Here is a 230-nt window from a genome sequence, read left to right as displayed (position 1 = left end):
CGGCCATGCGCGGGAGGCCGTTGAGGCAGGGCCCGCACTGGCCCGCCGACCGCAGCGCCAAGTAGCGCAGGACTCGGGCGGTTTCGGCCGGGCCGCAGCGGACGGCGGGCAGGGCGGCCAGTACGCCTGCGCCCAAGTAGGCGGAGGAGAGCGGGACTTGGGCGGGCTCGGTGGCCGGGATCCAGGTGCCGTGGTAGCCGCCGATCAGGGCCGCGGACGCGCCCTCCAGG

General features: G+C 77.0%; 1 pseudogene. It reads right to left on the bottom strand.

The annotated features are described in order from the left end of the window. Positions 1-230 (bottom strand): annotated as a pseudogene (locus KVT45_RS55880) (NADH-ubiquinone oxidoreductase-F iron-sulfur binding region domain-containing protein); the annotation flags it as partial.

This window comes from Streptomyces sp. GbtcB6 (genome assembly GCF_019091475.1).
Classification (GTDB): Bacteria; Actinomycetota; Actinomycetes; order Streptomycetales; family Streptomycetaceae; genus Streptomyces; species Streptomyces hyaluromycini.
This window is presented reverse-complemented; position numbering and strand designations above follow the sequence as displayed.